The organism is Bacillus sp. LQ01 (assembly GCF_057624735.1).
The window spans coordinates 1,521,020-1,542,837 of the sequence record NZ_JBYEZL010000001.1 but is presented as its reverse complement, the minus strand read 5'-3'; the positions used below and the strand labels follow the sequence as shown (position 1 = coordinate 1,542,837).

22 protein-coding genes are annotated in these 21,818 nt (G+C 34.5%); 4 read left to right on the top strand and 18 right to left on the bottom strand.

The window, feature by feature from the left end:
• Positions 1–86: 86 nt before the first annotated feature.
• Positions 87–773 (bottom strand): MBL fold metallo-hydrolase, encoded by a 687-nt coding sequence (locus AC22L0_RS08115; protein WP_000691173.1) that lies wholly within the window; start codon positions 771–773, stop codon positions 87–89.
• A gap of 246 nt (positions 774–1,019) precedes the next feature.
• Between AC22L0_RS08115 and AC22L0_RS08110 the strand changes: the two genes are divergently transcribed.
• A complete protein-coding gene (locus AC22L0_RS08110) occupies positions 1,020–1,349 on the top strand; it encodes a YkvA family protein (RefSeq protein WP_000415089.1) in 330 nt (109 codons plus the stop codon).
• A gap of 221 nt (positions 1,350–1,570) precedes the next feature.
• On the opposite strand, the gene AC22L0_RS08105 is transcribed toward AC22L0_RS08110, so the two are convergent.
• From AC22L0_RS08105 to AC22L0_RS08060, 10 genes are all read right to left on the bottom strand, one after another.
• On the bottom strand, positions 1,571–2,806 hold the full coding sequence (locus AC22L0_RS08105) for an MFS transporter (RefSeq protein ID WP_087967834.1): 1,236 nt from the start codon (positions 2,804–2,806) through the stop codon (positions 1,571–1,573).
• A gap of 141 nt (positions 2,807–2,947) precedes the next feature.
• Positions 2,948–3,418 (bottom strand): MarR family transcriptional regulator, encoded by a 471-nt coding sequence (locus AC22L0_RS08100; protein WP_001030895.1) that lies wholly within the window; start codon positions 3,416–3,418, stop codon positions 2,948–2,950.
• Positions 3,419–3,641: 223 nt separating this feature from the next.
• Positions 3,642–4,643, bottom strand: coding sequence for a bifunctional threonine ammonia-lyase/L-serine ammonia-lyase TdcB (tdcB, locus tag AC22L0_RS08095; RefSeq protein ID WP_087967836.1), 1,002 nt, complete (start codon positions 4,641–4,643; stop codon positions 3,642–3,644).
• 74 nt (positions 4,644–4,717) lie between these two features.
• Positions 4,718–6,301, bottom strand: a complete 1,584-nt coding sequence (locus AC22L0_RS08090; RefSeq protein WP_487272187.1) for an aminotransferase class V-fold PLP-dependent enzyme — start codon at positions 6,299–6,301, stop codon at positions 4,718–4,720.
• Between the two features lie 70 nt (positions 6,302–6,371).
• Positions 6,372–6,920, bottom strand: a complete 549-nt coding sequence (plsY, locus tag AC22L0_RS08085) for a glycerol-3-phosphate 1-O-acyltransferase PlsY (RefSeq protein ID WP_000610873.1) — start codon at positions 6,918–6,920, stop codon at positions 6,372–6,374.
• 133 nt (positions 6,921–7,053) lie between these two features.
• Positions 7,054–7,953: a BadF/BadG/BcrA/BcrD ATPase family protein gene (locus tag AC22L0_RS08080; protein ID WP_087967841.1), complete on the bottom strand. Its 900-nt coding sequence runs from the start codon at positions 7,951–7,953 to the stop codon at positions 7,054–7,056.
• 18 nt (positions 7,954–7,971) lie between these two features.
• Entirely contained in the window at positions 7,972–9,120 is a 1,149-nt protein-coding gene (gene anmK, locus AC22L0_RS08075; protein WP_087967843.1) for an anhydro-N-acetylmuramic acid kinase AnmK, read from the bottom strand.
• 22 nt (positions 9,121–9,142) lie between these two features.
• Positions 9,143–9,409, bottom strand: coding sequence for a hypothetical protein (locus tag AC22L0_RS08070; protein WP_001021966.1), 267 nt, complete (start codon positions 9,407–9,409; stop codon positions 9,143–9,145).
• Between the two features lie 78 nt (positions 9,410–9,487).
• Entirely contained in the window at positions 9,488–10,771 is a 1,284-nt protein-coding gene (locus AC22L0_RS08065; protein ID WP_001032295.1) for a PTS sugar transporter subunit IIC, read from the bottom strand.
• An 11-nt stretch (positions 10,772–10,782) separates the two neighbouring features.
• The gene (locus AC22L0_RS08060; protein ID WP_000865907.1) at positions 10,783–11,088 is read right to left on the bottom strand and encodes a PTS sugar transporter subunit IIB; all 306 of its coding nucleotides are present in this window, start codon (positions 11,086–11,088) and stop codon (positions 10,783–10,785) included.
• Positions 11,089–11,315: 227 nt separating this feature from the next.
• Here AC22L0_RS08060 and AC22L0_RS08055 point away from each other — a divergent pair, with 227 nt between their 5' ends.
• Entirely contained in the window at positions 11,316–12,875 is a 1,560-nt protein-coding gene (locus AC22L0_RS08055; protein ID WP_000636006.1) for a glycoside hydrolase family 10-like protein, read from the top strand.
• Between the two features lie 58 nt (positions 12,876–12,933).
• Here AC22L0_RS08055 and AC22L0_RS08050 read toward each other — a convergent pair whose 3' ends face one another.
• The 3 genes from AC22L0_RS08050 to AC22L0_RS08040 all read right to left on the bottom strand — a co-directional run bounded on the left by AC22L0_RS08050 (position 12,934) and on the right by AC22L0_RS08040 (position 15,808).
• Positions 12,934–13,767 (bottom strand): DUF3974 domain-containing protein, encoded by an 834-nt coding sequence (locus tag AC22L0_RS08050; protein ID WP_000008378.1) that lies wholly within the window; start codon positions 13,765–13,767, stop codon positions 12,934–12,936.
• Positions 13,768–13,791: 24 nt separating this feature from the next.
• Positions 13,792–14,904, bottom strand: a complete 1,113-nt coding sequence (locus tag AC22L0_RS08045; protein ID WP_000137396.1) for a toxic anion resistance protein — start codon at positions 14,902–14,904, stop codon at positions 13,792–13,794.
• A gap of 310 nt (positions 14,905–15,214) precedes the next feature.
• Entirely contained in the window at positions 15,215–15,808 is a 594-nt protein-coding gene (locus tag AC22L0_RS08040; RefSeq protein WP_002005067.1) for an O-methyltransferase, read from the bottom strand.
• Between the two features lie 304 nt (positions 15,809–16,112).
• On the opposite strand from AC22L0_RS08040, the gene AC22L0_RS08035 reads away from it, so the two are divergent.
• On the top strand, positions 16,113–16,271 hold the full coding sequence (locus AC22L0_RS08035; protein ID WP_001100984.1) for a hypothetical protein: 159 nt from the start codon (positions 16,113–16,115) through the stop codon (positions 16,269–16,271).
• A gap of 32 nt (positions 16,272–16,303) precedes the next feature.
• Here AC22L0_RS08035 and AC22L0_RS08030 read toward each other — a convergent pair whose 3' ends face one another.
• The 3 genes from AC22L0_RS08030 to AC22L0_RS08020 form a co-directional block, all read right to left on the bottom strand.
• Positions 16,304–17,173 carry a sigma-70 family RNA polymerase sigma factor gene (locus AC22L0_RS08030; RefSeq protein WP_087967845.1) on the bottom strand — a complete coding sequence of 290 codons (870 nt, stop codon included), beginning with the start codon at positions 17,171–17,173 and terminating at the stop codon, positions 16,304–16,306.
• On the bottom strand, positions 17,151–18,461 hold the full coding sequence (locus AC22L0_RS08025) for a phytoene desaturase family protein (protein ID WP_087947594.1): 1,311 nt from the start codon (positions 18,459–18,461) through the stop codon (positions 17,151–17,153). Before AC22L0_RS08025 ends, AC22L0_RS08030 begins: the two co-directional genes overlap by 23 nt.
• A gap of 94 nt (positions 18,462–18,555) precedes the next feature.
• On the bottom strand, positions 18,556–18,861 hold the full coding sequence (locus AC22L0_RS08020) for a luciferase domain-containing protein (protein ID WP_000010319.1): 306 nt from the start codon (positions 18,859–18,861) through the stop codon (positions 18,556–18,558).
• Positions 18,862–19,090: 229 nt separating this feature from the next.
• Here AC22L0_RS08020 and AC22L0_RS08015 point away from each other — a divergent pair, with 229 nt between their 5' ends.
• Entirely contained in the window at positions 19,091–19,723 is a 633-nt protein-coding gene (locus tag AC22L0_RS08015) for a cupin domain-containing protein (protein WP_000126334.1), read from the top strand.
• A gap of 566 nt (positions 19,724–20,289) precedes the next feature.
• Here the strand turns inward: AC22L0_RS08015 and exsJ are convergent.
• Positions 20,290–21,600, bottom strand: a complete 1,311-nt coding sequence (gene exsJ, locus AC22L0_RS08010; protein ID WP_487272186.1) for an exosporium protein ExsJ — start codon at positions 21,598–21,600, stop codon at positions 20,290–20,292.
• Positions 21,601–21,818: the final 218 nt, after the last annotated feature.

Here is a 21,818-nt window from a genome sequence, read left to right as displayed (position 1 = left end):
TAATGTTACTGATTTGGTTGAAATCGCAAAATATATGAACTAAAAAACCGATCTTTTCGATTTAGGAAAGACCGGTTTTCATTAGTTTATACAGTAAGCTTTCCTCCATGATAGCAATAATACTCTGCTGCTTTAAAACTTTTAATCCTATTTAAAGACTGTTTCGCTTTTTCTATATCTAAACAAAAATTCGGATTAGCTATTACTAACTCACTATTCTCTTGAACAGCCGCATCTCCCGTAATTACACAATCTAAATTCGGAAAATATAATGAAATATGCCCCGAAGTATGTCCTGGCGTCGCTACTATTTGACATTCATTATTCAAAATCATTTGACCATCATGCACTTTTTCATCGACGGAAATATGTTTTATATTTTTTAACTGTTGTATAAACCATTTACCAAATTCTTTTTCTTCATTTGGCATACGTTCTAACATTTCTTCAGCTTGAACTAACCTCTCTGATTTTATATCACCACTAATATAGTTAGATTCAATTTCACTAGCAATAATATTAATGTGAGGATATTTCACTTTGAAATCATATAAAGCCCCTAGATGATCATCATCATAATGAGTAATAATTATATTTTTTAAGTTTTTCATCTCATATCCATGTTTTAATATTGCATTTTCAATTAAAGGTAAAAAACTTGTATATCCTGTATCGACTAATGTTAATTCATTATGTACTATAATTAAACTTGGATAAACACATTGTTTTTGCCCGTTAAATTCGAATTCAATTGGTAGTTCTATTATTTTCATTTTGCTTCCCCCATACCGCTTATAAAATGCATAATAATAACTAAATCATCCACATACATTTTACAATATATATACTATGTAACGGAACACTATGAATCGTTACATAATCCACATTATATTATTTTAAACAGGTAATCCCCTATTTTTATGGAAATATATAATTAAGAAAAACAATAAAATTGATTAATCTCTCACTTCTTTGTCCATCCTTTTAAAAAATCTATGTTTTGTAAAAGGAGTGTTTATATGGAGAAACAGACACTTTGGAAAAAGTTCAAAAAAAGCTCTGTAAACCTCGGTAAATCTAGCGTATATGAAAGTATTATTTTATTCTACACAATGAAAAAGAAAGAATTACCTACTAAGGCGAAATTCATAATATTAGCCGCTTTATCTTATTACGTATTAACAATCGATTTCATTCCAGATATAGCTGCTATTATTGGGATTGGCTTATTAGATGATGTTTTAGCAATCGCTGTAGCGCATAAATATGTGATGCGCCATGCAGATGCTGAAATTCGAGAGAAGAGCAAAGTAAAGATGGAATCATTATTTACTTCAGCACAAGCATAATGAAATTATCTAGTCATTTACCTACCTTTTTACTTTCAAATAAAGCTAACTGTAATTAATGATAGTTCCACCTCACTGAATATTACCCTTCACCATGAGAGCATAGCAGAATAAATTCCTAAACAAAAGCATTTCTCTTAGCTCTCAAACCGTAAACAAATAGGGAATCAGCACTTGTTCCTAAGTTCTGACTCCCTTTTATTTGTTCTTATATCTATCTGTTATACAGTTTCATACGTTCCCTTATACAAAACTGCTATTGCCGCTACTATAAGAATCATACCCATAAAAGCAGGTGCGGCATGACCAAGTGATACATAGATTTGTCCTCCAAGAATAGGACCAATCATTCTTGCTAAAGCTTGAATAGATTGGCTTCCACCTTGAATCCTTCCTTGTTCACTAGAACTAACAGACTTTGAAAGCATCCCGTTGAATGAAGGCCCGAAAATTGAATCCCCAAAACCATACATCAGCATTCCAACGATAAGTAGTGGATAGAGTGAAAACAAAGCTGATGCCGCAATAAAACTGTATCCTATAATCTCCGAAACCATCCCAAGAATTGCTATTTGTTTATCACTAAGCTGGATCAAAAGCTTTGGCATGATAAAACTTTGTGAAAAGATGTCTTGAAAGCCCAAAATTGAAAACATAAGTCCGATTAATGCAGGTTTCCAACTGAAAGTATCCATTGTAAATTGCGTGAAAATTGCTTGTAAAGATCCGTTAGGTATCCAAAGTAAAAACGCTGAGACAAGTAACCATTTTAAACTTTTCATGGAAAGTATGTTTGCTAGCTGTGCAAAAGGATTTAACCTTACAAAAGTAATCTCTTTCAACCTATTATTTTTTTCAAGACTCTCAGGCATATATTTGATCCCATATACAACATTTATTAACGTTATGATTGCACCAAAATACATAGGTACAGTATCACCAAACTTGGCAAGTCCCCCCCCAATGGTTGGACCAATGATAGTTCCCGCACCTACAACTGCACTCACCCATCCAAAGTATTTCGTTCTCTGCTCTTTCGGAATGATGTCTGCAAAGTATGCGAAGATAGTACTTATGCTCCCGCCTGTTATTCCTTCTATTATGCGTCCAGCAAATAGTACCCATAAAGCTCCTCCTATTCCAAAAACTAAGTACCCAATTGCAGAACCAAATAAGCATATTAAAAGTAATGGACGACGGCCATACTTATCGCTTAAAGCCCCGAGTACTGGGGCAGCTAAAAACACGCAAGCCGCATATACGGAAGTTAGTAGTGTTACAACTAATGCTTGTTCTTCCGGATTACTTATATATGGCTGTACTAAGAATGGGACTACAGGCATGATGATACTGAAACCTATACCACAAAGAAATACAGAAATAAGTCCGAATAGTAAAGCATGTTTATCTATGCTTTTTTCAGTTTCCCTTTCATTTTGTGATCTAAATATAGACATTTAACTTCTCTCCTTAAAATACTTTGTTGCTTCGTCAACAAAATAATAACTCCGTTTTGTTGATTAGTCAACAAAAATGACATAATAAAAAAGCAGCCTATTCGCATTAGAGTAGGGCTGCCATTTCATTATTAAAATGTATTACGATTTAATATGTATACCTTGTTTCTTTATTTCTGCATCCAAATGTCTACTATACTTTTCCACGAAACGAATTATACTGTCGAATTCTTCTTTAGTTACTTGCTCAAATACAGCTTTATCCCGCTCATGAAACTCTTTGTGCAGATTTTCATGGATTTTATAAATTTCTTTCCCTTGTTCGGTAAGCCTAAAATAAATTTCTTTCTTATTTTCTGACTTTTGGTAGCTTTCAATAAAACCTTTTTGTATGAGCTTCTTAGTCATTCTACTTATAGCACCGCGAGTCACATAAAAAGCCTCTGCGAGTTGTGTCACGTTAGAATCTGCATTGTTTTCAATATATTCAATGCAGTGAACTTCAGAAGACTTAAAACCTTTAAGACCTTCTTCCATCTTATCTTTATTAAGCCAAACCAGCTTATTATATAATTCCCTGAAACCGTTCATGACCTGTTCTTCTTTATTCATGACCTGCCCTCCTCACCGCTCATTAGCACATTAAAACTATTATATTAAATTTCTGCTTACGTTTCGACAATATTGAAATAATTATTGTAACATTCAAGATATGTGTAAAAATTGGCGCTTAAATAAAACCATTCATTAAACAGTAAATTCATTGCTACTTACAGTAAATGGTAGACAAAAAGTAAGAGCTAAGATCATTTCTCTTAGCTCTTCTTTCATAAAACTATTTCACTTCATTAGCGACAAAAAAGTGCTCACATACACTTGATATGCGCTGTAAGTCCACGTTCCCACCAGATATAACAGCCACTACTTTTTTCCCTTTTATATAACTATCAACTTTTCCCGCAAGAAGTGCAGCAGTTGCTAATGCACCTGCACCTTCTACAACAGCTTTCCCACGTTGTAATAAATCTTTCATCGCTACTTCCAGCTCTTTTTCTGATACAGTTACAATATCATCTACTAATTCTTTTACAATTTCAAATGTTAATTCTCCTGGTATTTTAACTGCGCAACCATCTGCAATAGTAGGAGCCTCATAATGTTCTACGATTGCGCCTTTATCGTAAGATGCCTTCATTCCATGAACATTATCTGCTTGGACACCAATTATATTAATGGATGGATTAAAAGATTTTAATGCTACAGAAATACCAGAAATAATTCCGCCTCCACCTATTGGTACAATGACAGTATCTACATCCCACATATCATCAAGAATGTCTAATCCAATTGTACCTTGACCAGCCATTACCTCTACATCATCATATGGATGTAAGTATGTTTCACCTGTTTCCCTTATAATTTCTTCACATTTTACCTTTGCATCATCAAAGGTTTCACCATGTAAAATCACTTCAGATCCATATCCTTTTGTTGCTTCAACTTTTGCCTGAGGTGCAGAAATTGGCATAACAATTTTACTCTTAATACCGAGTAAATGAGCAGATAATGCAACTCCTTGTGCATGATTACCTGCTGAACATGCGATTACACCTCTTTCTTTTTCTTGATCCGTGAGCCGTGACATTTTATTAAATGCGCCACGAAATTTAAAAGAACCCGTTAATTGCATATTTTCTAATTTCAAATGTATTTCTCCGCCCGTTTTACTAGTCAAATAAAAAGATTTTACTAATGGCGTTTTACGAGCATTTCTATCTAGAATCTTGTGAGCTTTTTTAATATTGTCTATATGTAATGGTAGTTTTCTAGTTATCATACTGACACCTCTTCCAAAGTTCTATTTCTAAGTTTTCGTAAGTCGTAGCTCCTTTATACGAAAAGAAAAAATCTTTATATATGTACCCCACTCTGAAATAAACACATTTGCAAACAATTTAACATCCTCTTCATATCGCGTTCTTTATAATGATTTAAACATGCAATTTGGATCCAATTATTCTTTTGTAAATAAGATGACTCATAATGAACGATGTATCCTTGTAATGCTAATGCATCGCCTACTACTTTAGAAGAATGGTCTTCGCTTAATACAATAGTAAGTATAATTGGCGCGGCATGTTCTTTAGGTGAAACAAGCTTTAAGCCCATATCAGTAATAACTTCTTCAACATATTCGTATGTCTCTTTAATTTTTACAAATACCTTTTCATCTTCAAATCTCTTCAACGCTTCTTGCAATGCATAAATTAAATTCCATGATTGTGAGTATGGAATGCTTTCATTTTCTTCATACATGCCAATGTCCATATAGGCTGGCACAGCCTCGTTTATTTTTACAATGTGGTTATAAAAAACGAAAGAAATTCCTGTATATGATTTAATCGCTTTACCGCTAACACCACTCGCAAAATACACATCCTTCAAGTCTAATGGTATTGCTCCAATTGAGCTTATGCAATCTACACATAGTTTTATTTGATTCTCGTTACAAAGAGTATGTAGCTCGTTTAAATCGTTTAACATTCCAGTAGATGTTTCATGATGAACAAACCAAATCCATTCATAATTTCCAGTTGTCATGATTTCTTCTAATTCGGTATAAATAAATGGATCTCCCATTTCCTTTTTATACGTATCAAAATGTAACTGTGCTCGTTTTGCATGTCCAACTAATCTATTACCAAATTCCCCATTTGTTAATACTAGTCCTTTCCCTTTTAAAGAACGTAACTGTAAAGCAATCGCATCATTTGCTAACGTCCCTGTTCCTAACATAAGCTGTACATGTTTTGCTTTTGTCATATAAAGTAACCGTTTTTTCACATTGTCCATCATCACTTGAAATGACTTAGAGCGATGCGAAATAGGCCGCGTAGAAAATGCCTTTCGAACGTTCTCTTCAATATCTACTGGACCAGGTAAAAACGTATATTCTTTCGTCATACCCCCCCCAACACTCGACTCTTCAAACATAGTAGGGGTAACATACATTGGCTGGAAGGCTGCTTCTTCTGTACCAACTAACGTATGGAAAGATTTGAATCCCATTTGCTCATATAAAGCTAGTTCACGTGTTGTTGCAGAAATGAGTGCTAATTCATATCCATTTAGAAGCAAATAACGATGTAGAAAACGAATTAATCCTAACAACGCTCTTCCATTTCTATATTCACGTTCTACTGAAAGTAAACGAATTTCATACATTTTTTCTCCATGCTCTTGCAAATAAACATCTAAATTTGAGATTTTATAATCTAACGAGAATGGTCGTTTTCCCCGCACTGCGACCATACCTACTAATCTATCCTCATCTAAACAAATTAAATATGTATTTTCTTTATGAAACCGATCTATACGAAACCGGTCTTTCGTTTCTTCATGTTGTGGTATCTCTTCCACAAAAGTTTTATAATTTAATTTATGTATACTTTCAAATTCCCAATCTTGATCAGCAACTTTATAAATTAACCCCATGCCTTATCTCCTTTATCTATTTAATAAAAAATGATAAGTGGAGATTATCCCCACTTATTAAACATTCATTTTATTCTCGATTCACATATAGAATAAGTACAATAATCATTCCACTTAATATAGTGGTAACAATAGAATAAGAATAAAGAATCATACAAATTGGTAAACAAGCAATTGTAATTAGTCCTGGCTTCGTAAACCCTTTAAATATTAAATAAAATACAATAAAAATGCCTAAGAGGGTAAGCGCTATCAAATAATCAAATGCGATTAGTCCTCCTATAAATGTTGAAATACCTTTACCGCCCTTGCCTTTAAATAAAACTGGGTAAATATGTCCAATAATAACGGACAATAATGTTAACATTACGAATGTAGGATCTTCAAAAAGATATTTTGCTACAGCAACAACGATTGCCCCTTTAATCGCATCACCTAAAAATGTAGCGATGAAATACCCTTTTCCATATACGCGCCCCATATTTCTTGCGCCAGGATTTCCGCTTCCTTCATCCCTAATATCAACGTTATGTCTCAATTTTGTTACTATATAAGCGGTCAATATGTTTCCAATTAAATAAGAAGCCACCAAATATAAAAACTGCATACTATTAATCATGTAATCATTCACTTTCTACATGGGATTACATATACAATATTCAATTACTACGTATATTGTACGTTTTTAACATACATCCCTTTATACATTTTAACATCATATTTTTACAAATCATACAAAAATTCTCATACAGCTATTTATTTAAATATAAATTCTTCATTAAATAATATGTTCCTTTCACTGCTGGTTCGGATTGTGATACAAATGTAACTTTTCCTATACTTTTCTCACAGCATTTCTTAAATTCAGCATATATTTCTGGAACGAAACGCATTATGCTACCACTTACTGCAATTGAAGTTGGTACATCAAATTTCATTTTATTGTAAATATTCACTGTAATTCTCGTTAATTCCTTAGCAGCTTGCAAGATAATTTCACGTGCATCATCATTCTTATTTCTCGCTTCCTGAATAACTAATGGCGCGATTGCTGCAACTTTATCTTTTGAAGAACTATAAACTAGTCTTTTTATATGAGACGACGTCAAAAGTTGAAACTCATCTTGAATCCTTAAGCTTAATGGGCAAAGTGCAACTCCTTGATCAAATTGATTCGCCATTCTTTTTAAACCTTGTAATGCAATCCAATATCCGCTTCCTTCATCTCCTAAAATATGTCCCCATCCACCACTATACTCGTACACTTCTCCTTTCTTTCCAAGACAAATTGCACCTGTGCCGCCAATTGTTAAAATTCCATCTTTTCCTTTTAAAACAGCTGCATGTGCAATCATCGCATCATTAAAAACTTCAATTGGTGTTCCATACTTCTTCTTTAGACGTAATGTTAATTCATTCGTATTTACTCCACTTACACCCGCTAACCCTAAACAAATACAAACGCAATGCCCATTTAATACACCTTTCTGGCATTGATCAATCACCTCCATAATATGCACAAGAACTTCTTCAAAATCTATTAATATATTTCCAAAACCACTTGTAGCTCTTACAAGTTCATTTCCGTCTTTATCAAATGCAATTGCTTCTGTCTTTGTTCCCCCGCCGTCTACTCCAATCATATATTTCATCTATTCGCCTCATTCATTTCAAATTGGAGGGAATGTTATATTCCCTAAAACTACAGATTCCTTTGCACCTGTTGCGCTCGGCACATTACTCGGATTACGATGATATGTTTCATTTGCTAAAATGGCAAAGGCGATTGCTTCCTTCGCTTCTGAAGAATAGCCTATATCTTCTTGAAGGAATAATGCACATTTTTCTTCTTTCAATCCATGCCGTATCATTTCTACAAGTGTATCATTATAACTTCCGCCACCACCTAGAATTACCTCATCGATTTCATAATACGGCAGAATAAACTCCTTATAATGATAAACAATTGAACTTGCTGTAAACCTTGTGACAGTCGTCAATATATTTTCTTTACTATGCTTTTCAAACCGCTTTAATAACTCACTGACAAATTCTTCTCCAAACTGTTCTCTACCAGTTGATTTCGGTGGATTCATTTTCAAAAATGGATGATTCATACAATATGTCAAAACCTCTTCTACAACTACTCCTTGTTTTGCAATGTTACCATTTTGATCATATGACAACTGAAACAACCTTTGACATACTTCATCCATTACCATATTACCTGGACCTGTATCAAATGCTATAACGCTTTTCTCACTTAGTTGACTTGGTATTACAGTCACATTACCAATCCCGCCGATATTTTGTAGTAGTCTATTTTTAGTTTGGTGACGATATAAAATAATCTCTGAATATGGTACAAGTGGTGCTCCTTGTCCTCCAGCTGCCATGTCCATCGTTCGAAAATTAGAAATAACCGTCGTATTCGTTTCATACGCTATAATTGCTGGTTCTCCAATTTGTAATGTAGAAGGAATCCTACCTCCATCTTGCTGTGGCTGATGATAAATCGTTTGTCCGTGAGAACCAATTAAATCTAATTGTCTCAAAGGAAAATTGGCCTCTTTACAAACTTCCTTTACAGCGTTTGCGAAGCGTAAACCGAGTTTAAAATTCAAACTGCATATAAGTTGTACATTTGAATTTTCTATTGATAATGCCTGCTGGATATCATTTTTCATATCATTACAAAATGGCACAGTAGTAAAATGGATGAGTTCAACTTTAGAATCTACACCGCTTCCATCTATATGAACGAGTGCTACATCTATTCCGTCTAACGAAGTACCGGACATTACCCCTGCAACATACATAACATGCATGACCTCCTATTTACTAAAAAACAATCATGTAAGTAACCAACGTACAACCAATCGAAAACAATATAAATCTAAAAAACAACTGAGCTTTCGATGCAAACGATCCATCAATGAAAGAAACAACTACCGTAAGCAAAACGCTTGCCGCAATACTTGTAACGAGCCAAATACTATGCATTTGTGATAAATTTAGCATGCCTAATAAAGGGACAAAAAGTAAATTTGCACAAATCACTCCAAATAGTAATAAAAACACACCTTTATAACTAAATTTTATATTCATTCTATTTCCCCCTTTCTAGTTTTAATGTGAAAGAAGTGATAGACAAAAAGTCTATCACTCAAAATAACAGCATGCAGATTAAGGATTAACCGACTCTCCGTCACCATTCTTTTCGATTTCAAGCATATTTTTGTCGTACATTTTAAAGAATGGTAAATAAATAAGGAACGATATTGCTATATTTATAAAAACTAATACAATCGCACGCCAATCTCCACCTGTTGCTAAATATGCACCAATTGGAGCAGGTAATGTCCATGGCGGCATAATATGCGTTGGTGTTACAAATCCCATTGCGGTTGCAGCATACGCTATAGTAGCTGTTACTAACGGGGTAATGACGAAAGGAATAATTAAAATTGGATTTAATACAATCGGCAAACCAAATATAACCGGTTCATTTATATTAAAAATCCCCGGAACAATACACGTTCTCGATAATGCTTTCGAATATTTTGATCGACCAAATACAATCATAGCTAACACAAGCCCTAACGTTGCGCCCGAACCACCAATCCAAATAAACCATTGATAAAACGGTTCTGGTGCAATAAACGGAAAATGACTCGCTCCACTTGCTACAGCTTCACCGTTCTTTCCTAAATACACATCCCAAAGTGGCCTTGCCACAGTACCTACAACTGATACTCCGTGTATCCCGAAAGACCAGAAAAACGTAATTAAAAATACAGGTATAATAACGCCAAAGTAACTATCACCAGCTTTTACTAACGGTGCGGCTAGTTTATCTACAACGTAATGTAAATCAACTTTAAAAACGACTGTAATAAGACTCATCATAATAATAACGAATGCTGCAGGTATAAGTGCTTCAAATGAACGTGATACTGACGGTGGTACTTGTTCTGGCATTTTTATCGTTACGTTATTCTTCTTACAAAACCTTAAAATCTCAACTGATAAAATAGAGACGATCATCGTCACAAATAATCCATGACCTCCAAGATTTGTCATCGGAAGCATGAATCCTTTTTTATCAATTAACTCAGGCGTTAATGTTAAAAGTAGTGAACATACCGCAAGCTGTGCTCCTGATAAAGCATCTAATTTATAACTTTTCGCTAAATTATATCCTATTCCAAATGCTATATATAAGGACATAATAAACATAGTTAAACGATATGGTATCAATATACTTGTTTGATTCTTTAATGCCCAAACTGATATGAAACTATCTTTCGGCAGTGGTGGAAATGCTACTATTAAAAAAAAGCTTCCTACTATAATAAATGGTAACGCCGAAATAACTCCATCACGGATTGCTTGTAGATGCCTCTGCTCAGAAAGCCTTGCCATCGGGCCAGATAAGTTTTTATCAAGAAACGTGACAAACTTATTCATAACGCTTCCTCCTAACTAATTAATTCATTTACAGTTTTTAATAAAGTCGGGCCTCCAAGTGGCGTGTATGCTTGCGGTGGAATGATGCCACACGGAATAGATTCCTCCTCTGCAAATTTTTTTACAGAGTCAAATCGGTGTCTTATTTGAGGTGCCACCATTACGACATCCCAGCCATTCTTTACTTCTTCCTCTACCTCATTCGTTCCAATTGCATGCACTTCCATGTTCACACCATTTTTCTCCGCTTCTTTTTTTAAAGCGTTTACAACAATTGCACTGGACATTCCTCCAGAACAGACGAACAAAACTTTCATTTATTAATCCTCCTATACTTATAATTTATTACCCTTCAAATGAAAGGAAGTTTCACTTTACTAACAAGCATATGAAGTAGTAAATGAATTTAGTTATAATGAAAGTAAATTTCATTAAAAATATTTTTCCTATTAAATTAATGTTTCAATATGCAATTTTCTCTATTGCAAAGTCAACCTCGCCTCCTATATTATTTTAAATAATCATATGATAGGGAGGCGTATAAATGATCGTTAAACGTTTATTAATGATATGTTGTATCGTCATCTTGTTCATCCCTTTCTCTTTCATTCCCCCTCACTCTACTTATGCTGAAGTAAATACTGCATACAAAAAACATGAATTACGTGCTGTATGGATTGCATCTGTTCTGAATATTGATTGGCCCTCAAAAACTGGCTTACCCATTGAAAAACAGAAACAAGAATTTATAAGATTATTAGACGATGTAAAAAGCACTGGTATGAATGCAGTTGTTGTACAAATTAAACCAACCGCTGATGCTTTCTATCCTTCAAATTACGGTCCTTGGTCTGAATACATTACAGGAACACAAGGAAAAGATCCTGGTTATGACCCGCTTGCATTTATGATTGAAGAAACTCATAAAAGAAATATAGAATTCCACGCTTGGATTAACCCATACCGAATAACGATGAATCACACCGATATAAATCGATTATCAAATAATCACCCTGCAAGGCAACATCCCAATTGGGTTGTCCCTTATGGCGGAAAGTTATATTACAATCCCGGTATTCCAGAAGTGAAAAAATTTATAACAGAAGGTGCTTTAGAAATCGTGCAAAATTACGATATTGATGCGCTGCATATGGATGATTATTTTTATCCATATAAAGTAGCCGGTGAAGAATTTCCAGATCAGAAAACGTACGAAACATATAATAACGGTAGATTTACAAATATAGAAGATTGGCGACGTAACAATGTAAATGAACTTGTAAAAGATTTAAATACTGCTATAAAACAAGAAAAATCATATGTAAAGTTTGGCATTAGTCCGTTCGGCGTATGGAGAAATATAGCTGACGATCCGACTGGCTCTAACACAACCGCAGGCCAAAGAAACTATGATGACCTTTATGCTGACACACGTGAGTGGATACAAAAAGGATATATTGACTACATTACACCGCAAATATATTGGAATATAGGTTTCACCCCAGCTGCATATGACATATTAGTAGATTGGTGGGTTAAAGAAACAAATAACAAACCGATTCACCTATACATCGGTCAAGCGGCCTATAAAATTAATAATAACTCCGTCCCTGCTTGGTCTGATCCAGAAGAATATCCAAGACAAATTGCATTAAACCGGCTATATCCTGAAATAAAAGGTAGTATGCATTTTAGCTTAAAAGATATTAATAACAATCCACTTGGAGCTAAAGATAGACTCTCAAAAGACATATATAAATATCCTGCATTAATTCCGCCTATGCCTTGGCTTGATCATGATCCACCAAAACAACCGACTTTAAAAGGTGCCATTCCAAGAGATGAAGGTATTGCAATCGGTATCATTGACAATAGAGATAATGATTCTACTTATTACGCTATTTACCGCGCGAATGGGAAAAATGAAGTGGATATACAAAATCCGAAAAATTTACTTACTACTGTAAGAAAAACAAAACTTGGAGAAATTTATGTAGATAAAACCGTTATTTCTGGAGAAACGTATACGTATGTCGTAACTGCAGTTGATCGATTGCATAATGAAAGTGTGGCTTCTAGTCATACTACCGTTAGTGCAAAATAAAATCTCATAACAAAAAGCGCCCTAAAGCTGTGATACTTAGCTTTTAAGGCGCTTTTTGTTATTTATTCTTAAACTTCTCAGTCGCTGCTCTCATCTTCACATTTAAATCGTGATCAATTGAGTCGCGAATATCTCGCTCTACTACTTCCATTTCTTTTTGGAAATTTTCCAAGTAGATTTTCAGTTCTTCTTCTTTCTCTGGTCTTTGTGAAGGTGGTAATTGTACTACCAACGATAACATGGCCGTTAAATCTTTCATTAAGAACGTTTCAAGTTTATGTTGTTGTTCAAACATGCGTTGCTCTTGATAGTACGGAAGTGCATTCAATACTGAAATTGTAATATCATCAACCGTTCTTTGTAATGAAGGATTTATTGAGCGTTTATACGCTTGAATTGTATTTAATGCGTCTGGATAACGGTCATAAAAATACAATTTGTAAAATGATAAGTCTGTCGGTTTTACAGTTTGCTGTGTCTCTTGTCTTAAGAAATCTTTCACTTTCATCGCAGCTACATCAATATCTTCATTCGTAAGCTTTTTCGTAGTTTTTGCCATTACATGCACTTTTTTCTGCTTTTCTTTCGGTAACATCGAGAAGACTTGTTCTCTCGTACGTTGACCTGATGCACAAAATAGAGTATTTAATGTATTTTGTTCTTTCTTTCCTTCAGTGCGAATCCAGCGATAAAACAGTGGATGTTGTGTAAATTCTTGTAGAAACGGTATTGATTTGTTTGATAACTTGTCTAAAGAATCTTGCGCTCTTTTATATGGCTTCGTCCATGAAAAATACAGCTTCCGTCCGAAATATACGACTAAAACAACGACAGTAAATGCTATTAAAAGCAATGTACCGAGTAGTAATAATACTGTTTGAATGAAACTCATTTGTTCACCTCCTCTAATAATCCGTTATTTCCTTGGACGCTGAATGAGTTTCTGCTTCATCTCATCATTAAATGTGTCTAGTTCAATAACGAACTTCTTACTTGACTCGATAATACGTTCTGACGATTTTTCAGATGCTTCAATTGCAGCGAACACATTTTGGAATGATTCACGTAATTTATCCATGCTAATAGCAGGGTTTTCAAGCAATTTTGTCGTTTCTTCTGTATTTTGTTTTAACGCTTGAGAATTACTTAATACCATCGATTCAATTGCTTCATTTGTCGCATTCACTGCATCGATTGTTTTCCGTTGATTTGTTAACGCTAACTGAATAGCAGCTGAAACCGTTACAACGTTTTGCGTCATCGTAATTGCATTACGAATTGCCTCTGTTAACTTTTCATTATTTTTCTTAATAATGTCTACAGATGCGATAGATTGTAATAAAACACTTTTCGCTTGCTGCATATTACGTGTACGTACAAGTATCTTTTCTAACGCATCGTTAATTAATGGAATATCTCTTTGACGTTCTGGATTTTGTTTCTCAGCTTCCAGCATGCCAGCAAGTTTTTTCCCTAAGTATACTTGCTTATCAAGAGCGTGAATTTTATCATGCGATTGCTCTTTAAGCATTTCAAGACCAACTGTATCTTCTTGTAAGTTGTCACGACCAATTAGAAGGGATCTTATAATCTCCTCAATTTGCTTATCTATAGATTGATATTTATGCACGTATGTTTCAAGTGGATTTTTCTTGAATACTTTAAACATAATTTTCTTCATACCACTTGCTTTTAATGAATTCGGATCAAGTTCTGATACCACTTTTCGTAATTCTAACAATGTATTTGGAATTTCTTCGTTCTTTCCATTCATCATCGCTGTTACAGGACGTTTTAATGCTGACAACGTTTGTCCTGCTGCTTGTTGCTCTTTATCTCCTAAATCTCCTAGCTGAGACAATACTTTTGATAAATCTGTATTTTGCTCGCTATTTAACTTTTGTACATAAAGATCAGCTTCTTTATTCAGTTCCTCTAATTCTGCATCTTTTATAACTGTATCAACCACTACTTCTACATTATTATCTTTCACGATCGATACAGGTTCTTTTTTCTCGAGTTCAGTCAACAAAATCGCTCCTTTATTTATATGTGCGAATTTATATGCACTATATTTCATCTATTATATCGTACTTCATATACATTCTGATTGCTTGAAATCGATTTTTTTAGAAATGCCTGTTTATGCAGTCATTCCCTGTTTCTTACTATAAGTATACCTGTAAACAACATAATTTTCCTCAGACTTAAGACCTAGAGAACGACATGCTGAAGGCGGATTCTTCGTATGTTACTATAAATTATGTTCTCCTATCCTTCTGTACTCAATCTTTTGACATACACCCTTTTTCAATGTGATAATTATATTGCGCTCACTCCTATTTCTTCTTGCGCGCTACGAATGCTCCATTTTGAAATGCCAATAACACCGTTTCAAACATTTCATCTTCTTCTATCATTTTTTTAAACTCGGCTAATTCATTTGCATGAGAGGTTGCGTTATCAACAACAAGAAAACCCTTTGGTTGTAAAATGCGTTTTATATGCTCAAGCCACCACATGTATTGCGTACGCTCTGAATCTAGGAAAATAAAATCAAATGAATGATCTAATTGCGCATCTAAAAATGCCCCTGCTTCTTGATTATGAACATCAATCCTTTGTAAAAGGTTTGCCTTTTCAAAATTGACAAGTGCCTCTCCAACTCGTTCTGAAGAAAGCTCTACAGTTGTTACATTTCCATTTGTTTCTTCTACCGCATTAGCTAACCACAATGTAGAATAGCCATTAGAAGTTCCGATTTCTAAAATGTTTTTTGCGCTACACCCTTTTACTAAAATTGATAAAAATTGCCCCATCTCACGAGTAATATTCCGTAATTTTTCTTCCCTTGTTTTTTTATTTCGATCATGCTCTTCTCCATATTGTTCAAGTTGAAATAATAATGAATCTAACGTATCCATTTTTTTCATCGCCTTTCCAAAGCAATATGATGAAAAAGCTCTTGCTGCCCGTCTACTTTCATTATATGCGAAACAAAAACCTTTTTCCTGTTATATGACAAAGATTTGAATTTTTTTATAGCATATTGTTTCGTTTTTTGGTAAAGTTAATTTCTACGTGCAATTATTCCATTCATATTATTTCATATTAAAATTGCAGTTATTAAATTATATAAACCCCATTTAAATGAATCGGTATTTCAAATTCAATTAAGCGCCCTTTTCGGACGCATTTTCTTTGTTTATATATTTCCAGAAGAAAGGATGCTTACAAATGAACGTGATTAGCTTAGATGCTGCTCGAAAACGAAAGCAGCATAAAAAATTAATGATTACTATACCGATTATTACACGTATTTATGAAGAAGACGGGGAAATTAAATTTGAGGTAGCTGGCGAAAAAGATGTACCTCTTGAAATGTTGGAAAAATAATAAAAAACGCATTTCTGAAGAAATGCGCTTTTTTATATTTTTACATTTAAATGCATAAGTTTTTCAGGGTTAACCATCATATAAATATTTGAAATTTTCTCATCCTCAAATGCAAACGAAAGAACATAAGTTACTTTATTGTTTATTGTAACTATAACTCCTGGTATACCATTGACCATTTTGAAATCAACAGTGTACTCTTCTGTCAATCGTTGTGCAATCCCAAAGAACAAACGTATAATTCGATCCGCAGAATAAATCGGGTTAATCGCAGTCGTAACTTTACCACCACCATCAGCTTTGAGTATAGCATCTGTTTTTAATACTTCTAACATACCTTCCGCATCCCCACACTGTAATGATGATACAAACTTTTCAATATAAGAAGCCATTTTCTCCGTGCTTAATTTTGATTGCTTCGGTTTCTCCAACATGCTTTTTCGTGCACGTTGAAAGATCTTCCTGCAGTTCACACTACTCTTATCAACAATTGAAGCTATTTCTTCGTATTCATAACTGAAAACCTCTCTTAATATGAAAACAATCCTTTCTACCTCAGATAATTGTTGTAAAAGTAATAAATATGCGGTGGAAAGGGATTCTTTCATTATAAATGACTTTGATGGCTCATCACTCTCTTCTACAATTGGCTCTGGCAACCACATCCCTACATACACGTTACGTTTATGCGCTGCCGATCGTAATTTATCAATTGAACGATTTGTCGTCATCTTACATAAATATGCTTTCATATTTTTTATAGATTGAAGATCTTCTATATTATTTAGCGAGATAAATACATCCTGAACGATATCCTCAGCATCCATAACACTCCCAAGGATTCTGTATGCTAACGAAAATAATAATAGTTGATACGCTTCATATAACTGCTCCGTTTCCATGATGAACTGCCTCACTTTCATATTGCTTTAAAATGTGTAACGCTGCACGTTTCCCGCTTGCTACCGCAGCATCAGCTAATACTTCATCATGCCCTACCCAATCTCCTGCAACATAAACACCTGGCATTTCAGGTATATTAGGGCCCGCTTTTTCAACACGGTCAATATGAGGAAAATCATGTACTACTGTTATTTTCGGTAAATATTGCTGTGCAACAACTTCTCTTTTCCAATTTGGATGTAACAACTCCATCGTACTTTCCAACTGTTCTTTATCATCACGAATATGATTCATCTCGAGTACAGGATTATAGTACTTAATTAGACTCACTACAATTGATCCATCTTCACTTAATTTAGCTGCTCTCGATTGATTTGTGAAAAATATAGGTTGATCTAATCCTAATACAAATTGATGTGTAGGATTGGGTAATTGTCTCAAGCCAATATCTAATGCAGCAACAGTAACCGGTACCGATTGTTCACTCCATCTATGCAGACTTGTTCCTTCTGCACCTTTTATTATTTTACAAGCTTCTTTCGGCGGAGTCGTCACGATGACTGCGCCTACTTCAAAAACCTCATCATCAACACAATGTATTCTTTGTTTACCTTCGGAATGCTCAATTTCCACAACATGCTTTTTAGCCAAAAACTGCACCCCGATATCATTCGCTATAGCTCTTAATTTTGTTATTATCGTCTCCCAACCACCATCTACATAAAGCACTCCCTCTTTTATAGAAAGCTGTATTTGCTTTAGTACAGATGATGCTAATTGTATTGTAGGAGCAAACGTATATGTTGTTGTTCGGCATAGCGCATAAAATATATTGCGAACCATTGGATCTTTTATTTCATTTTCTGCCCATGTAGTTAGACTCATTTTCGGAACTTCTCCTACATCTAAATTTCCTAAACGAATCATAAGACGTGAGAATTGTACTTTTGCAGACCAAGAAAGTAGTGGTGTTGATAAAATTGAGTAAAAATCTGTTGGGATAGTGAATATATCCCCTTTCCATATTCCATGTGCTTTTGTAGATGGTATTCCACCTGGAAGAGTCATACCAAGCTCATTAAAAGTTATAAACGCTGCCCCGCCTCTATATAAAGCATGTGCACCAAGATTCATGCAGATTCCATTTTTATTTGTAGTCATCCCTCGGCCACCGAATTGACTGGACTTTTCTAATACAATCACTTTCCTTCCAGCTTTCGCTAAATATATAGATGCTGTTAATCCAGCAAGCCCACCGCCAACAATTGCTATATCAAATGTATTCATAATAAAATCCCTCCTTAATCGTTCTACATACAAGACGAACGATTAAGGAGGGATGTGACATAAAAATAAATTTTTATTATCCTACTTTATTTCATTACTTTTTAATTCGATCATATTGCATACGAAATAACTCAATTGCAAATGGAATATCCTCTTCACTCTTTAAATAATAACTGATCCATCCTGATTCAGGTAATACGTGATGTGGTTTTACCAAGCCTTGCTTCACTAATTCATCTCGCTTTAACTTCGGAAATGGTAAATCAGCTAATTTATCACCATGAAGATGGCCAAGTTCTTTCTTGCCATAATTTATTTCAATACCACCAAATCGATGCGGTTTTTCAGAAACACCCGCCCAGCTGAGTACTTCATTTCTAATCATTTCACTAAATGACATGAACATTCACTCCTTATAAATGATTGATGTAATTTTAAATTAACATTTTCATTACTTTTTTCCATCAATCCAAAGTATGAATGGGAATACGAATATAGTTTGGTCTTAACACCTTATTCTTTATGGAATAAGTGAATTTATTAAGCTACCGACAACAGCACAAAACAAAGACTAGACACATATCCTAATTTTGTAACCTAACTTACCTATAGAAAGGCGGGTAATACAATTGACTGCCAACATCGACTATACCTCCCCCACAACCAATTTTACTTATGATGTAAATAAAAGTAATTTTTTTCGGAAAGATGCCCAAAATTATATAAATGTACTTGGTATTAAACAATTAAATACTTTAGAAAATACTTCTTTATTAGATATTTATTTAAGTACAGGAAATGTTGTAGAACCACATATTCATCAAAATGCAGCTGAACTTGTTTATTGTATTTCAGGGTCTGCTGTTGTTTCTTTACTTAATCCATTTACGAATCAAATATTAAACTTACCGATAAAACCCGGGCAAGTTGCCAACATTCCACAAGCGTGGTGGCATTACGAAATTGCTACAGCAAATAATACTCATTTATTAGCTATTTTCAATGCTCCAACTCCAGAAGTTATTTTCGGTTCTGACATTTTAAGGTTAACTCCAGCTCATATGATGGCCCATACTTACTGTCTCAATGAACAACAATGGAAACAAGCGGTTTCCCCTATTCAATCAACTACTGTAATTGGTCCTCCGGCAAACTGCAATCAAAACCGTGAAATGAAAAATTATCCAACCCAGCCCCTCGCTCAACAACATAATCTGTATCACCAAGATTCTTATTACTTTCCTCTTTACTGGGGCTATTAATTTGTAAATTTTCAAAAGAATCATCATTTATCTCCTAGGAAAATACCGAGGAGATTTTTTTATTGTATCTTCTCTTCCTATTAAAAATAGTAACAATTGATAGTGTACATACATATAATATTTATATATTAAATTGGAGGTGATAGTACTATGAGTAATTATAACTATCGAAAAAACTACTCTTATAATAAAAATAGTAGCTCTTCAGCATCCTCTCAATCTTCCAATTCTCAATCTTCCAATTCCCAATCGCAAAGAGAATTAGCCGAGCAAGGCTATGTAAAGAAAAAAGGATGTAACTGTAATAAAAATAAATAGTTTATTTTATGGATGAATTCTTTTTTAAAAGAATTCATCTTTTTTTACTGACCGGAAATTTTTAAAGTTACATAACTTATTACTAAAATGAGAAAGGGTAAATTATACTTTTTTATACGAACTTAACAAAGAGTAATTGTTCAATTGATTTATTACTTATTTCCCCAAAAAATATAGTCCTTCCTAAATTTATTAGGAAGGACTATATACAAACCCCTGTTTAATTTCCTACTAAACATTGTAACAAATTAAACGATATTAATACCTGCACTTACAAATCCAGCAACTGCAGCTATTGGACTTGCTGCTGTTAATGAAACATACAGTAGTATTTTATCTCCAGCAGCTACTGGAATAGCTTCAGCTATGATACCTGATGCTGTAGAACCAATCGCTATTGCGGCAAATGCTGGTGTTAATAAAAGAGGTGCGCCTTGTACTGTAAACGTATTGCTTGCTGCAGGTGCAGTTAATATTTGTATTTGCACTTGAACAGGTGATATTGGAGCTAATGCAGCTGTTGCACTAAAGAAACCTGCTAATGACGTGATAGTTCCTGCACGTGGTGCTACAAATGCATAATCACCTACACCTAATGCTAATGTGATACTAGTTCCACCTGTTAATGCTACACCAGGCTGACTAAATCCAAATCCAAGAAGAGTTCCTGTATTAGCTACTAACGCGTTAACTAACGCAGATGGTGTTGTACCTGAAGCAAATGGAATAATAGCTCCGCCACCAGCTGCACCAGTTGCTCCTGTTAAGCCCGTTGCCCCTGTTGGACCTGTTGCTCCTGTTGCTCCTGTTGCTCCTGTTGCCCCTGTTGGACCTGTTGCCCCTGTTGGACCTGTTGCCCCTGTTGCTCCTGTTGGACCTGTTGCTCCTGTTACTCCTGTTGCTCCACCAGTACCTGCTGGACCTGTCGCTCCTGTTGGGCCTGTTGGACCTGTTGCTCCTGTTGCTCCTGTTGCTCCTGTTGCTCCTGTTGCTCCTGTTGCTCCTGTTGCTCCCGTTGGCCCTGCTCCGGTTCCTGCTGGGCCCGTTGGACCTGTTGGACCTGTTGGACCTGTTGGACCTGTCGCCCCTGGAGTAGCATTGATTAATTGAATTAATAAATTAAAAAGAAGTTGTAAAGTTGCAGAATCAACATTTGAGTTGCAGGATATAGGGATAAGATCTAAAGCGAAGAAGAATTGTGCAAGGGCGCTATAAAATTGTTGCAATAATGTTGACAATTGTCCTAAATTAGGTGCTGGAGATTGTAATAAAACTATAATACTTTGAGTTAATTGTTTCAAAAAATTAACTTCTGGGGAAGGTAATAAGGAATTTAAGAAAATTAAAAATTGATTAAATAAATCGAGTAACACTAATCTGTTTGCATTACTTGGATTTGCAAAAAATGCTGAAATAGCTGATACTAATGAGTTTAGTAAAGTAATTAATTGACTTAATTGTTCCCTAGTAATAGGAACTGACTGTGGATTTTTACAACAATCTGCTGAAAAAACAATCGGATTGCAGTTATTATGATCAAAACAATCATTATGTTTCATTTATTTCCTCCTTACTTTTCTTATAGTTGAGTGTTTTCCTATTCTAAGTACTATAAAAGATGCCATTGAAAAATGTAGTTGAGTTATATGTTTCTCTTAAAATAGGAAACATGAATGATAATCAAACTTGAAAACGTCATTTAATTATGTTCATGACTCACATATTAATTATATGTTTTTAATAATTGACTGCTTAGATTAAATACCTAAACTTAAGA